Below are 15912 nucleotides of genomic sequence, written 5' to 3'. Positions count from 1 at the left end.
TTTGATTTAGTGTTGACATACCATTATTGACTAGTTTAGATTGGAGAGATAGCAGTAAGGAAGAGACTGAGTGAAGAGGGGCTAGATCAACACTTATCTCCTTTTTACTTTTATGGGATGAAGCACTTAATACAATATCATCAGAATTAGGAGACTATTCATTACAGAGAATTAATTTATTTAATCTAATCTAATTGATACTGACTTTATTGATACAATCCTGAGTATTAGGTGATATTCATATAGTATTATTAATTACTAATTATGTAGATGGAGAGGCTCAATGGAATGGAATTAAATATAGGAATAAGTGATGTTAAAAAGTCAAATGAATTTTTAAGATGCTTATGGTCAGAAATGGCTAAGGAGTTTGGGACATGTGGTTGGCAATACGTTCCTATTAAAGATGGCTCAAAGAATAAAATTACTTTTGGCTTTATGAATATCAATCAAGGAACAGCTTTAGAGGTTGGTATTACATATAAAGAGAAAGCCTCTATAAACAACATCTATTTTTTACAGAATCATGGGAAAGAAGATATTCAAAAGGGTACAGAGCTATATAACAGACTAAAAAAGGTTGTTAAAGTAACAAAAGAGAGTGTTGGTAAGTATCAAGCCATCCTTATGCAAGCTACAATAAAAGCATATTATCCTATCATGTCTTATATTGGTGAGAGCTTTGTAATTCTTCCTATGGTTGATGGGGATAGTCAGTTTTCCTGCATTATTAATGCATATGATGTTAACCAAGCCTCAGGTTATTTTACTAGAAAAGTTAATCAAGTTATGGATTTTTTTTCTGTTGAAACTAATGCTATTTTTAGGAGACCAAACACTAGACCTAATGAGGAGACTGTCACAATTGAAAAACAGATATACCAAGATGATAGTGAGTTTATGGATGATTTATCCCTAGTAGATGATTACCTAGTAATATCTAAAGAGGGCAAACAGCTAATAGAACAGATAGCTAGTAATTAGGAAATGAGTCCAGAGTTAGAATTATTTCTAAAGGCTTGTAGTCATTATCATAGTGCAAGAGCTTTAGAGAAACAGATATATATTAGACCTGATGGAAAACTTGTTTCAATGCATGGAGGAAACAAAACAGAGATAGCCACAACTCTCTATTTATCAGCATTAGAGGTAGTAACATTAATTGGCTTTACAGAGGATAAATGTGATTCATGTGGACAGCCAAAGTTTCAAATTAGTAGAAGGGTAAAGGAGCTTACCTCTAGATACTTACCTTCTTACCTAGTTAAATAATTTTTAGATTATTATAATAAAAGGTCAAAATATCTACATGCAGGTCAAAAACTTGTTACTGAGACACCTACAATAAGTAGTATTCCTCTTTTAGATACAGATGCAACAAATGGTTGTGGTTTTCCTTATAAAATACCTTTGAAAAATTTAGGTGAGTGGGTAGGTTACTGTCTAAGGATGTATTATAAAGAAAATTTTATATAATATTTATGAGCTTTACAATAAATTGTAGTATCAAATACATGGAGGAGAGATTTTACTTTGCCTCCTTTTTAATTATCTGAAAATGGATAAATTATTTTTACTACTCAGTTTTAAAAAATAGGAAACTAAATTTTTATAAGGTTTTGCCCATTTTATAGAGAGGGTTTCCTAAATTAGCTTGGTATTGGAGTAGTAATCAGGACAGTATCTGATTCCATTGCCTCCCAAACTGCAAAAAATAGGTTATATATTTTAGGTTAGCTACCTGCCTGCCTATATCTCCCTACCCCTGCCTGACATATACCTCCTACTAACCTATCTAAGCCATTCTATACTGTTTTAATACCTATGATCATAATCCATACAAAGCATTTCACAGCTAATTCTAAATAATCTCAGCAACATTAACAAAAAACAATTGTATCTTTGTCAGTAATTCCCTCTCCAAGATCTGTAGCCTAATTCTTTAATTTTGTCATATATTTGTCTTGAGGAGTAGCCTGATAAAGCTAAGTCAGCCATTTTTCTAACTATCTTTTTCTCATCAGGATTAACTAATAGTTGTTTACTGGTTTTATCCCATGTATATCCTATTGGAGCTATTGAGCCTATCCATCTATTTTTAATTGCAACAGCATCATACTTTCCTTTATTCAATCTATGTCTAATCCTTTTGTATTCATAAGCTGAAAGAACAGAGGTAAAGCCAAACATTAGCTCCTGATTTTCATCTGAAAGATCTATAGTGCTGTCAGGAGTCGCTATAATGATGTCGTTTTCTATAAAGATTTCTTCATCTCTAGATAATCTATCAGTATGAGAAACAAGGACTCTACTGTATCTACCTTGAAGTATTCCTTCAAGCATTTTAACCAACTGAGGTCTATTCCAATTTTTAGAGGACTCAACCTCCTGAAATAAACCATAGGAATAGCCTTTTTCCTGAGCCATTCTTATTAGTGTTTCCCTCTGATTTTGCAAAGTTTCCTCTGCTCCATTTATTTCTTCTCTAGACTTTCTTACATAAAGAGCTACCTTTGTTTTTGTTGCTGTTTTTACCATTTTGTATACTCCTTATGCTCTCAGTTTTTATAAACCCTCACTTCTATAATTAGAGAGAAATTTTTAACTGTGACTGATATAGGCTAGTGATATATGGAGGATGAACTGTAATTTATTGTCCAAGTGGTAGCCTGGCAGTGGTTTTCTGACTGGCTTCACGCGGGAGGCATCCACAAAGCGCCCAAGCGTGTAGTATAGGGAATACTTAGTCCAGTCTATAATGTAGAATTTTATCCTTCTCCTAATTGTATACTCAAATCACTCATATTTATCTTTTCTACAAATGAACGTGTTAGAATGAAGTGAATTAGGAATAAGATTTTGAGGAGTGACCAACGTGTTTACAACAGTTGATAAAGTAATTGAATACATCTATTCCATGGATCAGAAAACAGAAAGAAATGGTCGACTAAGTCGCATCACTTCTATCTTAGAAGTCCTTGGAAATCCACATAAAAAATTCCGTTCTGTTCACATTGCAGGCTCAAACGGAAAAGGCTCTACTGTGAACGCCCTTAAAGAAATACTTATGGCTAATGGTTTACATGTTGGAAGCTTCACATCTCCGCACCTAGAAATAGTAAATGAACGAATCATGATGAATAATGAAATGATCACAGACGAAAAGTTTATCCAATATATGAACAAAATTTATCCGCTGTTAAAAGAAGGACAAGTGGGAGACGGTTCAAACTTCTTTGAAATATTAACAGTCATAGCGTTTATGTATTATGACGAAATGAAGGTTGACATTGCTTTGATTGAAACGGGCATTGGTGGGAAGTTTGACTCAACGAATGTACTAACACCATTGCTGTCGATTATTACGTCGATTTCCCTTGAACATACACAAATTCTAGGGGACACCATCAAAGCGATTGCACACGAAAAAGCGGGAATTATTAAGCAAGGCGTACCAGTAATCAGTGCTGTCAAAGACAAACAGGCGGTAGATGTAATTGAAGACAAAGCAAGTATCGAAGAGGCACCAATTTACCAATTATATAAAGACTTCATAATCGAAAATATTACACAAGAATTTGAGTGCCAACGTTTTTCTTATCAATTAAACCATGATGTAAAATTAACGGATATATTATTAAAAATGATGGGTCATCATCAAGTTGAGAATGCCTCGCTTGCTGTTACAGCTGCGATACTCCTTAACAAGTATTATCAATTCACCATAACAGAAGAGAATATTTACCAAGGCTTAATGGAGTCAAAGTGGTCAGCGCGATTCGAAGAGGTTTTGCCTAATGTCATTATTGACGGTGCACATAACCCAGCTGGAATAGAAGTGCTTCTTCAAACTTTACAGCAACGGTATCCAAGAAAAAAAATTCACGTTGTATTTACGGCGCTTCAAGATAAAGATATTAAATCAGTACTTCAATTGTTTGACGAGGTGGCATCGAGTATTACGGTGACAGAAATTAATGTAAGAAATGCAGCAACAGGCAAGGACATATTTGAAGCAACAAGTCATACTCAAAAACAACTAGTCCTAAACTGGCAAGATGCACTTGAACAGACGCTTGCAAAAGCAGATGAATCTAACGTCGTGGTCATTACGGGTTCACTTTATTTCATGTCACTCGTTCGCCCCTATCTCAAACAAAAAGCAAAAATGAATGTAATTTAGAATCTACCCTGCCTGAGTAAAGGTAGGGTTCTTCTATCTTTTATTGAAGGAGAGACAACCATGATTCCTATGCTTAATGAATACAAAGAACGTTTTAATATAGAAAGTAAAAATACGATAGAACCAGGATTAGATGCTGTAACGAATGCGTTAGAAAAAGTAGGGAATCCACATCTTAAACTCAAATTTATTCATGTGGCTGGGACCAACGGTAAAGGATCAACGATTAGTATGATGAATGCCATGCTCCAAGCACATAAGGTGAAGACAGCCTGTTTTTATTCACCATGTTTTATGGACGTGCATGATCAAATTCAATTAAATGGAGACTATATTTCACAACAACAACTAGATCACGCATTTAGTTGCGTAAAAGAAGCGGGACTTAGTGGCATGCTTACTGATTTCGAACTATTAACGGTCCTCGCATTCCTTGCTTTTGAACAATTTCAGCCAGACATCGTGTTACTAGAGACGGGAATGGGAGGTAGATTTGATAGTACGAATGTCATTACACCGGTTATCTCAGTGATTCCAAGCATCGCGTTAGAGCATCAACAATTCTTAGGAAATACACTTGAAGAAATAGCTACTCATAAAGCGGGCATTATTAAAAGAGCGATACCAGTTGTCATCGGTCCACTAGAGGAATCATCTGAGAAGGTTTTCTTCCAAGAATCAATGCAACAACAATCACCACTTTGGAAAATTAATGAAGTTTTTTCACTCTCTAAAGGGCAGTACAAAGATTCGGAAGGGGTAATCATTGATAATTTGACAATTCCCTTTCAGGGACCACATCAATTAAACAATGCAGCATTAGCAATCCGTTCAGTTATTCATGCCTTGGAATCTCTAAAAATCAATGTAAATGAAGATTTACTTCGTACAGGTCTGAGTAAAGCATTTATTCCAGGAAGGTTCGAAAAAATAAGAGATACATTGTATTTTGATGGAGCACACAACCCAGCAAGTGCACAGGCACTCGTGAATACAGTGAAGGAAGTTTTTCCAGATACCCCTATCCATTTTTATATTGGAATGATAAAAGGAAAGGAAGCTGAAAAGATTTTAAGAATATTTGAAAAAATATCTTCAAATTTCACTTTTATAGATTTCGATGATTCTCGCTCTATGTCTTCTTACGAATTGTCGAAAATTAGTGAATCTAACACTGTCAGTACAACTAAAGACCCACTCGTATTTTTACAAAAAACAATTTCAAATAATCACGTGACAATAGTAACTGGTTCATTGTATCTATTGTCAGAATTGCGTTTCAATGCCGTTAGAATATTTAAAAAAGGTTGAAAAATAAAAGATGACAAAACTTTCTAATTTTGATACGATGAGTTTTGTACTAGTAAATATGATATTTGAACTAGATGACTTTATGATATTTGTACTAGATAATTGGAACCATATTGGGAGGAGCACTCTTGGACATTTCGAAAAAAGCACAACGATTGATTTGGGCACTTTGGGCGCTGACAGTTCCGTTTGGCATTTATTTAATGTATCAGTTTGCACCACCTGTTCAAATTAATTGGCCTATCTTATGGGGATATACTGCCCTTGCCATACTAACAACTTATTTTCCATTTAAAGTAGCTGGAACTACACTCTTTTTAGTGCAGTGGATTAACTTAGCGATATTCTTGAAATATGGTTTGTTCATCGAGCTGATTATTATGCAAATTGCGATAATCCCGTTAGCGCTAAGGTTAAAAATCACATTTAGTGATTTCTATCGAGTGTTATTTAACTCGTTTATGTTCTTTATGGTGTCTGTCATTAGTGGTATTTCTGTATTATTAATGGGCTATCAAATTGGTTCTATTGAATTGAAAGAAATCTTAGTGTTTGGATCTTTTTATCAATTAATTAATATGACTACTAATCATGTCATTTTGTACACATACCGTTTCTTGACGAAGCAAGAAACTGGGGGCTTCTTCGGACGTGACAGTGTATGGGATTTTGCTGGTTTCATCGTAACCTTCCCGTTCGGTATAACACTTTACTTACTGAATGAATATATTGGTCCGGTTTCATTTCTCCTTTTGGGTATTCCTTTCCTTATGATTACTTTCGTCGTTCGTTTATATAGCAATTCTGAACGTGTAAATGATGACTTGAATCAGGCAACTGAAATCGGTCATGAATTTGCAGAGCGTCTAAGTTACAATGAGATTTTAGAACTATTTTTAATTAAGTTAAATAATATGTTACCCATCGATTATTCCTATATTATTAATGTTAAACATGGAAATATGTCTGTTTTGAAAGCAATGGAAAAAACAAGTGACGTTCAATTGAATTATTCTCACGAAAAGTTATTAATGAGCATTGCAGGCTATGTTTATAAAAGAGATAAGGCTGTTTTATTCGATAAGAAATCGGAATGGCGTAAAAGAGGGTCAGATTTTCTACCTATGGACACGGAAAGCGTCATTTGTGTGCCGATTCATCGAAATCAAATAATGGAAGGCATTTTAGTTATTGGTTCTATGCAAAAACACGCATATGAAATGCACCAATTACAAATCCTAAGTCTACTTTGTTCTTACTTTGCCTTATCTTTGGAAAAAGCACGTCACCTTGAAGAAGCGTTGTCAAAAAGCGAACGCTGTGGCTTAACCAAACTATATAATTATCGTTACTTAGAAGAAAACCTTGAACTGAAAATGAATGAGTTATTAAACGGAGAACTTCTACAATTATCTGTACTAATGATGGATATCGATCATTTTAAAGCCATTAATGATCAATATGGTCATCAAAGTGGAAACGATATTTTATATGGGGTAGCAAGATTACTAGAAAAAGAACTAAAAGATTGTGGTGTTCTAGCAAGATATGGGGGCGAAGAATTTGTCGTCATACTACCAAATTACTCTAAACAACAATCACTAGAACTAGCAGAACAGTTACGTATGAAAATTGAAACCACACCTTTTGAAATTCGCACAGAACTAGAAGACAACCCACAACTATCTCAAGTTCACATCACAATGAGCATCGGTATATCAACTGCACCAGAGGATTGTGACGAAGCAATGGCCCTCATTCGAAATGCAGACCGTGCGCTTTATATTGGAGCGAAACGTGAAGGACGCAACAGGGTAGCAGAATATGTGAAATAAATCACAAAAGTATTTGAATATGTGAATGGGGAAAGCGGAGACTTTAAAATCTCTGCTTTTTTGTGCACATGAATAGGACAAGTGAAATTCACCATAGAGGTAGTAAGTAAATGTGGGGTATATTGGATATTAATAGATTTATATAATGAATATTTTTTTAACATCAAATCTTAAGGAATAGGTGCTGAATGTAAGGATAATTAACGTGAAATGACAAAAGTACTTATAAAACTGGTTATTTTTCTATTTATTGAGAATATTCATCGACATTTCTTACAAACTAGTAGATAATCTAACTATGATATGATACAAGGGGGGAGTGGACTATAAAATGAAAATATGTACACCTTACTCTCGACAAAATGGTCTATCATTAATTGAAGTTTTGGCTGCCCTTGTACTTTTAGGAATTGTTTTTATCGGCATTATGACCGTGTTTCCTCAAATGACACTATTTAATGAACGGACAGATGCAAAACTTGATACTATGAACCTTGCTAGATTTGAAATGCAACATCTGCAACAATCTCCTATAAAATTAGACGATGACACAACCATTGAAGCTGTTTATACCGGTTCGATTTATCAGAATGTAACCATTCAGAATGTAACAATAGATTTTAATAACTATAAACAACTTAATTTTTCTTCGAACGACTATGATTTTGAAGTTTTAATTAATCTTACAAGAGAAAGTGTTTCGGTCAATGAAGAAACTGCAAATTTGGATCAAATTAGTCTGCATTTGGTAACGATGTCTATTTATAAAGATGGACAAAAACGTTCCAAGACATATGGATATATTGTTCAAAAGGAGGAAGTTTCTACTTGAACCTTAATGAAAAAGGATTGACTTTATTGGAAGTACTGGCTTCGTTGGTTTTAGTTTCATTGGTAGTGGCTTTAGCGATGACAACGTTTAATATTGGTGTAAAATATAACGTAATCGAAACTACAAAAACAAAGATGCAACAAGAATCCAACTTGATAGTTTCGACTTTAATGAATGTTCACCGTACAGAAAAATGTTATGACATTCAAAATGTAACAACAATAACCATAGATGTATACGATGATGCACTATGCACAGCACTTAATAGAAAAATAGAATTTTCTCAAAGCCAATTTAACTATGAAGTGAATCTTCAAACCGGTACACCAGAAAAAATAAACCCTCAAGAAACAAATTATTCAATGACCTTAACAATCAAAGACGTTAATAGTTCTCTAGTTAACAAATATCAAACTCAAATATATAGATTAAACACAACTTATTAAGTTGAAAGGGTGAAAAGAATGAAGAAGATTCTTTTAAATAATAATGGTTATGCACTATTAATTACCCTGCTTTTAGTCGTCTTTTTTTTTGCTCTCTCGACAATGTTCATTTCATCATCCTTAAGTCATAGCCGTCAAGAGCAGACAGTGGACAATTCTAATCAAACAGTTGTTGCAGCAGAAATGGGTATTCAATACTATACAACGAATGTAGAAAACCTGGTTGCCCTTGAAGCTAAACAATTTACTCCCACAGTTCAAATAGCTTTGGATGAAATTAAAACTAGATTCAATATCTCGATGGCAGAATATTATGATGGTAGACCTTTTTCTAAATCAAATGAATTCTATAGTGTTTGTAGACCTTTTTTATTTACTACTCCTCCCCAATTTGTTGAATTATTAGACTGCGAAATAGATGAATTGAAAAAACTTCAACCTCGAAAATTTATGGATCATCTAATTGCAGCCAACCTGGCTTCAAAAGTCAATTTGACAGAGCGGATTGTGGATGATGAAAAAGATCTTAGCTACAAAATATCAAACATTGAATTTGAAATTACTCCTGCAGATAATGATATTGTTATAGATATATATGTAGAAGGATTAATGAGTTCACAATTAACTCGGAAATTACGATCAGAATTGAATATTGGATCTCCTGATTTTCTTTCAGTAAACAAAACTCCAATTATTAGTTATTCTGAGGAAGCAGTAAGCGATATTTTTGCACCTCCAAACGACACTGGCATAGCATGTACGGAACCACCAAGTACAACTGGTACCTGTACATATACTGGGACTAACTTGGAAGCATATTTGGCATCAATACCTGCCGATAGTGAAATAGTCATCAAGGTAGTAGATTATTGCAAGGCAATCGGAAAAGACTCTTCGAATTGTAATTTCAGTAACTTTGACGGTCAGGACATCCCAATTTACATTAAACCACCAAGCGGAATAGTGGAAGCAGGTAATGCCAATAGTCTCGAAGACTCCATTTTATATATTGACGGATTTTTCGACTTAAATAATATGAATCAAAGCTCAGGAAATACTATTATTACAAGATCCATTCAAATGCACAATGGAGTGAACTTAACCGATACAACAATTGTTGTAATGGGTGATTTAGATATAAATAAAAATAAAATTGGTATCGTAAAATGGAAAGAATCAGGATCAAATAACTTGATCATTGGACAAGATTCCAAGATGTGTATCAATTTAAATGCTATTGATCTGGTTAACTCAGCTAGTTTCAAAGACAATTCATTCAGTTTCGATGGAAACGGAAAATTGATTTATTATCCTAGGATGACTCATGATAAATTATTACCTGAAAGTCCAAATCAAGTTATTTACACGGATGATTTTGAAGATTTTTTAAAGCAATGCTCAGTCAGTATGGCTAATATTGACGGGGAATACCAAATGGAATATATGGAAACTGGAGACTTTGATTTTGATGCATTTGTCAACTATAATCCGTAAGAGGTGAAACATGATGAAATATCTGATATTGATTTTGGTGGCACTTATCGTGTTTCCAACAGTTTTATTATTAGTAAAAAAGATAGATTTCAAGACAAAGTTACTATTTTTAGGCGGGGGCTTATTTATCGCCTTTTTCGGACTGATTGTTCAATCGACTCTTAGTTTTTATTATTCACTATTAATTATGGTGGGACTAATTTTCGCAGGTGCTGTTGTGTTAACGAAACAGATTGAGAATCAGAGATTAGTAGAAGAAGAGGCTCATGTGTATGTACCCCAAACTATAAAAGAAGCAATTGACAAACCAACTCAAACTTATTCTGCTTCCAAGCCTGTGGAAAAGCCACCCGCTCCTAAACCTGTTGACAATATTCAAACTGAAGACTGGCTGAGTCCATCAAAGAAGGAGGACCAATAAATGAATAATAAATTATTTGGTACTACATTTGCTGCTCTCCTAGGTACTTCTGTATTATTTTTCGGCTTGTCGCAAGCCGGTACATATGTAATAGACGAAGTAGTTTTTCCGACAAAAGGTTTCGGAGATCAAACGTATATCGGTCCTTATGATGTGTCGAATTTAGCAGAACAAGATGCTGCTGTAACTGTTCAAACAGGCGTTCAAGGGTGGTATGACCAAGCTTTAGTACAAATTAGATTACAAGATGCCATTATTCCTTTTCCATTGGAAGCTATTGAGTTTAATACAGACGCAACATTAACAACTGCGCAAAATGGCTCTAAAAATGAACTTCAATTTGATGTATCTGATGAATCAGTCGGAACATTTTTACACCAACAATTTTCGCCAATGTCTTTTAATGATGAACAAATTACAAGTGTAACTGAGTTAATACGTGAGCACCTAGCTACAGGACGTAAAGAACAAACTGTCGATATTTCAAATGCATTATATGCAAGTTCGTCCGCTCTAGAGATGATTACAAATGTTTCATTTAATAACATAGAGACAACAGCTGGTATTCAAAATCTAATGTTTGCGTTAGATGGATATGTCATTAATCCCTTAACGACATTCTCTTTGCTAGAATTTATTGAATCCGTAGATATAGGATTAGTGACAGAACAAGATTTAACAACCCTTGCATCTATTTTATATGCATCTGTTCTTCAAACAAACTTCGGCGTAGATGAACGAAGTATTGGACCAACCGTTCCTACCTCGGTACCACTCGGTTTTGATGCTTCCATAAACCGTAAACTAGGTGTGGATTTTGTTTTCACGAATCCAAATACTACAAGTTTCACGATAAATATTAACGGAGTAGGTAGTAATTTGACTGCTTCTCTCAGCGGATTGCCATTTGTCTATAGTTACGAAACGACTATAAGCAAACCTGAAAATTTTTCATTTAAAACCATTAAGCAATATAGTTCTTTCGTAGAACAAAAGACAATTCGAATAAAAACTGAAGGCGAGGACGGAGTACAAGTTGTCGTTTTGAAAAATATTTTATCGGGTGAAAGTATACTGGAAACAAGAGAAGTTTCGGAAGATTTTTACCCACCTGTCCATAAAGTAGAAGTTCATCCTTTAACCGTGACAGAAGCAGCTGAAAGAGGAACCGGTTCGACAGATGGTACAGGAACCTCAACAGATGGAACAACTGGACAACCCTCTACTGAAGATGGCGAAGGTACAGATGGCTCGGAAGATGGAACTGGATCAGAATCAGGCTCTAATGATGATGAAGATAATACTGAAGAAGAACCACAATACGATAAAGGTGGAAATTTAATACCATCTAGCAAGGAATAGGGGGGAATAACTTGATTCGAAAAAGACTAGGTGATTTATTAATTGAAAATGGCTTAATTACAAATGATCAATTAACTACTATTTTGAACTCTAAGCCACGTGAAGAAAAACTTGGCGATGTACTGTTGCAACAAGGAATTATTACCGAACAACAACTTATCGAAGTACTTGAAATTCAGCTTGGTATCCCACAAGTTCAGTTATATCATTATCCATTCGAACCAAAAGTATTTAACCTTATTCCAAAAGACTTGGCAAAGCGTAACTTGATTGTGCCTTTAAAAGTAGAAGGTGATAAATTATACGTGGCGATGAAGGATCCAATGGATTTCATCACGATAGATGATTTACGCTTCATTACTGGCTTGCAAATCATTCCGGCAATTGCTTCGCAAGAAGATATTTTAAAAACAATAAATAAATACTACGAAGAAGAAACATTTGATGATTTCATGTCAGATCAATCAATTTCAGCTGAAAAGCAAGAAGAGCTAGTAGATGTTGATGCCCCAATTGTTCGTATTGTGAATCAGATTCTATCTGCTGCTGTGACACAAAAGGCAAGTGACATCCATTTTGACCCACAGGAAACACGTTTATTGGTTCGTTTTCGAGTTGATGGGGTTTTGCATGACGAGAGAACACTACCGAAATTAATGCAAGGAATGGTAACAGCGCGCGTGAAAATCATGTCGAAGCTAGACATTACGGAGCACCGTCTTCCTCAAGATGGCCGTATTAAAACAAATGTTGATTTTCGTCCAATCGATATACGGGTTTCCTTATTACCAACTGTTTTTGGCGAAAAAATCGTTATGCGTATTTTGGATTTGAGCAATAATTTAACCGATATTACAAAACTGGGATTTCATGAAAAAAACTACAGTAGAGTTATAAATGAAATTGCGAAACCGAATGGAATTATAATGATTTCCGGTCCGACAGGTTCGGGGAAATCATCTACTTTATATGCGGCACTTAACTATTTAAATAATGAAGAAGTAAATATAATTACGGTTGAAGATCCTGTTGAGTACCAGTTACAAGGTATAAATCAAATTCAAGTGAATTCAAATGTCGGGTTAACGTTCGCAGCAGGACTCCGTTCAATCCTGCGTCAAGATCCTGACATTGTAATGGTTGGAGAAATACGTGATAAAGATACCGTGGAAATCGCCATTCGAGCATCTTTAACTGGTCACTTAGTGTTAAGTACTATACATACAAATGACTCGGTTGCCACTATTACCCGCTTATTGGATATGGGTGTCGAGCCTTTCTTAGTCACTAGTTCTTTAAATGCTGTGATTGCACAACGATTAGTAAGACGAGTTTGTCGAGATTGTAGTGAGAAACAGGAAGCAACCATTCGTGAAATCGCAATATTTAAAAAGCGTAACCTTGATATTGAAACGATTACACGTGGTAAAGGGTGTCCTTCTTGCGGGATGTCGGGGTATCGTGGACGTATGGCCATCCATGAAGTGCTGATTATCGATGATGAAATAAAAAGTGTTATTAACCGTGGCGGAACAGCGGCAGAAATTCGGGAAATAGCGCAAGCCAATGACACCATCTTTTTAATAGACGACGGATTAATGAAAGTGCAAGAGGGCAAAACGACGACAGAAGAAATTCTGCGTGTAGCCCTCCAAGATTAGGTGAGCAAATGAGAGCTACTGTTGATAAATTATTAACAAGTGCATTCCAACAAAGTGCATCAGATATTCATATTACTGTAGGTGTGCCACCGATTTTCCGAGTACAAGGGGATTTAGTGAAGTTTGGGACCACCGTCGTAACAGCTGATATGTCGCGTGAAATGGCAAGGGTCATCACGCCTGAAAAGTTTTGGGAGACATTATTAGAACTTGGCGAAATAGATTTCTCGCACGTCGTTGAAGGTGTTGCACGTTTCCGTGTCAACGCATTCCAACAAAAGGGCAAAATATCAATCGCATTCCGTACCGTTCCGCAAGTTATTCCAACTGTAGAACAATTACAAATGCCGAATACCCTGAAGAAGTTAGCGGAATTAAAACAAGGACTTATTTTGGTTACAGGTCCAACTGGTTCAGGTAAATCAACGACTTTAGCGGCAATGATTAAACATATGAATACAGACTTAAACTTGCATATTATTACGCTAGAGGATCCGATTGAATATATGCATGAACACGGATCAAGTATCATAGATCAACGAGAAGTCGGATTTGATACAAAGTCATTTTCGAGCGCTTTACGTGCGGCATTACGACAAGATCCCGACGTTATTCTCGTTGGAGAGATGCGTGACTTAGAAACCATTGGGATTGCCATCACAGCTGCGGAAACTGGTCACTTAGTTTTAGGGACATTACATACTTCAAGTGCCTCTTCAACAATTGAACGCATAATTGACGTGTTCTCTCCTGAGCAACAAGGACAAGTACGAACTCAGCTCGGTGGTGTGTTAAAAGCAGTAATTAGTCAACGTTTACTTAAAACAGTCGACGGTAAAGGCCGTCGAGCAGCGACGGAAATTTTGATTAGCAACCCAGCGATTGGTAACTTAATTCGAACACAGAAAGTGCATCAAATTCCGAACGTCATACTAACTAATCGAGCGCTCGGGATGCATATGATGGCAACTTCTATACAAGAATTAGTCGAATCTGGCCAAGTTTCTAAAGAAGTCGCCAAGCCATATCTCGAAGGAGATGAGCATTAATGGCACGCTTCCAATATGTCGGTCGTGACCGTAAATCCATTCGGAAAGGGATTATGCAAGCGGCAAATCAACGAGAAGCAATCATGAAGCTTCGTGACGATGGCATTCGTATTACTGAAATTAAAAAAATGGCCGATACAGCATTACAAAAAGAAATTTCCATTGGAAACCCAGTAAAACGAGAACAGTTCATTATGTTCTTAAGACAATTTGCAACGCTAATGCGTGCAGGTGTAACGATTGTTGATTCATGTGTTATTCTCTCGCAACAAGTAGAATCAAAAGCATTGCGCCGTGCACTCATCGAAATAGCAGATGACTTAAAAAGCGGGAATTCATTATCAGAAGCAGTTCGGAAATTCCCACGTATTTTTGAACCACTTGTCATTAATCTAATGCAAGCTGGTGAATTAACTGGATCCATTGACGAGTCTTTGGATCGTTTAGCAACTCATTTTGAAAAAGCCTATGTTACAAGACAAAAAGTAGTTTCTGCCATGACGTACCCATTAATTGTGGCAGTTCTAGCAGTCGGAGTTGTCATTTTCCTTTTAACTTCTATCGTTCCTATGTTCGTTGAGATGTTTAGTAGCTTTGGGGGAGAACTCCCGTTACTTACTCGTTTTGTAATGGGTGCAAGTGATTTCGTCCAAAACTACTGGTATATTTTAATAGCGATAGCCGTACTTTTTAGTGTCGGATTATGGATGGTCAAAAGGGATGATAAAGGACGCTATATGTTGCACTCGCTATTACTTCGCATGCCGGTTTTTGGGAATATCTTAAAAAAAGCAGCTCTAGCACGAATGACGCGTACACTAAGTTCATTGTTTTCAAGTTCCGTTCCCATTTTAGTCGCACTTACGATGGTAGAACGCGTTGTGGGCAATGAAGTAATTGGTAAAGTCATCCTCCAAGCGCGTGATGGTCTTGAGCGAGGAGAGTCGATGACTGGACCGATGATGGGGCACTGGGCTTTTCCTCCACTAATCCCTCATATGATTTCAATTGGGGAACAAACGGGTGCACTTGACCACATGCTAGAAAGAGTAGCGGAATTCTATGAAAAAGAAGTAGACGCCGAGACGGACAAACTTAAAGCAATGATTGAACCCCTAATGATTGTTTTATTAGCAGGACTTGTGGGAACCATCGTGATGGCGATCATGTTACCGATGTTTGGTATGTTTGAGAATATGGATAACATGTAGTTAAATTCATAATAAAATATCTAGTAATAAAATCCGAACAAAGTTGATTTCCGCTCCATGCGGACGCTTTCCGTGGGGCACGGCTTCAATCTCCTCGTCACTCTGTT

At 36.0% G+C, this 15912-nt stretch carries 13 protein-coding genes; 12 read left to right on the top strand and 1 reads right to left on the bottom strand.

Annotation, left to right across the window (positions count from 1 at the left end; translation table 11 throughout):
* The first annotated feature begins 288 nt into the window (after window positions 1-288).
* On the top strand, window positions 289-984 hold the full coding sequence (locus tag B371_RS22410) for a hypothetical protein (RefSeq protein WP_019413860.1): 696 nt from the start codon (window positions 289-291) through the stop codon (window positions 982-984).
* Window positions 985-1905: 921 nt separating this feature from the next.
* Here B371_RS22410 and B371_RS0108365 read toward each other — a convergent pair.
* Entirely contained in the window at window positions 1906-2538 is a 633-nt protein-coding gene (locus B371_RS0108365) for a recombinase family protein (RefSeq protein ID WP_019413859.1), read from the bottom strand.
* A 337-nt stretch (window positions 2539-2875) separates the two neighbouring features.
* Between B371_RS0108365 and B371_RS0108360 the strand changes: the two genes are divergently transcribed.
* From B371_RS0108360 to B371_RS0108310, 11 genes are all read left to right on the top strand, one after another.
* Window positions 2876-4183, top strand: a complete 1308-nt coding sequence (locus B371_RS0108360) for a folylpolyglutamate synthase/dihydrofolate synthase family protein (RefSeq protein WP_019413858.1) — start codon at window positions 2876-2878, stop codon at window positions 4181-4183.
* 60 nt (window positions 4184-4243) lie between these two features.
* The gene (locus tag B371_RS0108355; RefSeq protein WP_019413857.1) at window positions 4244-5494 is read left to right on the top strand and encodes a folylpolyglutamate synthase/dihydrofolate synthase family protein; all 1251 of its coding nucleotides are present in this window, start codon (window positions 4244-4246) and stop codon (window positions 5492-5494) included.
* A gap of 128 nt (window positions 5495-5622) precedes the next feature.
* On the top strand, window positions 5623-7329 hold the full coding sequence (locus B371_RS0108350; RefSeq protein WP_019413856.1) for a sensor domain-containing diguanylate cyclase: 1707 nt from the start codon (window positions 5623-5625) through the stop codon (window positions 7327-7329).
* 331 nt (window positions 7330-7660) lie between these two features.
* Entirely contained in the window at window positions 7661-8161 is a 501-nt protein-coding gene (locus B371_RS0108345) for a prepilin-type N-terminal cleavage/methylation domain-containing protein (protein WP_019413855.1), read from the top strand.
* Window positions 8158-8607: a prepilin-type N-terminal cleavage/methylation domain-containing protein gene (locus tag B371_RS0108340; RefSeq protein ID WP_019413854.1), complete on the top strand. Its 450-nt coding sequence runs from the start codon at window positions 8158-8160 to the stop codon at window positions 8605-8607. Before B371_RS0108345 ends, B371_RS0108340 begins: the two co-directional genes overlap by 4 nt.
* 18 nt (window positions 8608-8625) lie before the next feature.
* Window positions 8626-10101: a hypothetical protein gene (locus B371_RS0108335; protein WP_019413853.1), complete on the top strand. Its 1476-nt coding sequence runs from the start codon at window positions 8626-8628 to the stop codon at window positions 10099-10101.
* Between the two features lie 10 nt (window positions 10102-10111).
* Window positions 10112-10522, top strand: coding sequence for a hypothetical protein (locus B371_RS0108330; RefSeq protein WP_019413852.1), 411 nt, complete (start codon window positions 10112-10114; stop codon window positions 10520-10522).
* The gene (locus tag B371_RS0108325; RefSeq protein WP_019413851.1) at window positions 10523-11884 is read left to right on the top strand and encodes a VanW family protein; all 1362 of its coding nucleotides are present in this window, start codon (window positions 10523-10525) and stop codon (window positions 11882-11884) included.
* 11 nt (window positions 11885-11895) lie between these two features.
* Window positions 11896-13545 (top strand): GspE/PulE family protein, encoded by a 1650-nt coding sequence (locus B371_RS0108320; protein ID WP_019413850.1) that lies wholly within the window; start codon window positions 11896-11898, stop codon window positions 13543-13545.
* An 8-nt stretch (window positions 13546-13553) separates the two neighbouring features.
* Window positions 13554-14594 (top strand): type IV pilus twitching motility protein PilT, encoded by a 1041-nt coding sequence (locus B371_RS0108315; protein WP_019413849.1) that lies wholly within the window; start codon window positions 13554-13556, stop codon window positions 14592-14594.
* Entirely contained in the window at window positions 14594-15805 is a 1212-nt protein-coding gene (locus tag B371_RS0108310; protein WP_019413848.1) for a type II secretion system F family protein, read from the top strand. Before B371_RS0108315 ends, B371_RS0108310 begins: the two co-directional genes overlap by 1 nt.
* The last annotated feature ends 107 nt before the right edge of the window (window positions 15806-15912 follow it).

Source organism: Paenisporosarcina sp. TG20 (genome assembly GCF_000286315.1).
In the GTDB taxonomy this organism is placed as follows: domain Bacteria; phylum Bacillota; class Bacilli; order Bacillales_A; family Planococcaceae; genus Paenisporosarcina.
The sequence above is the reverse complement of the archived record's forward strand: the minus strand, read 5'-3'. Positions and strand labels throughout refer to the sequence as shown.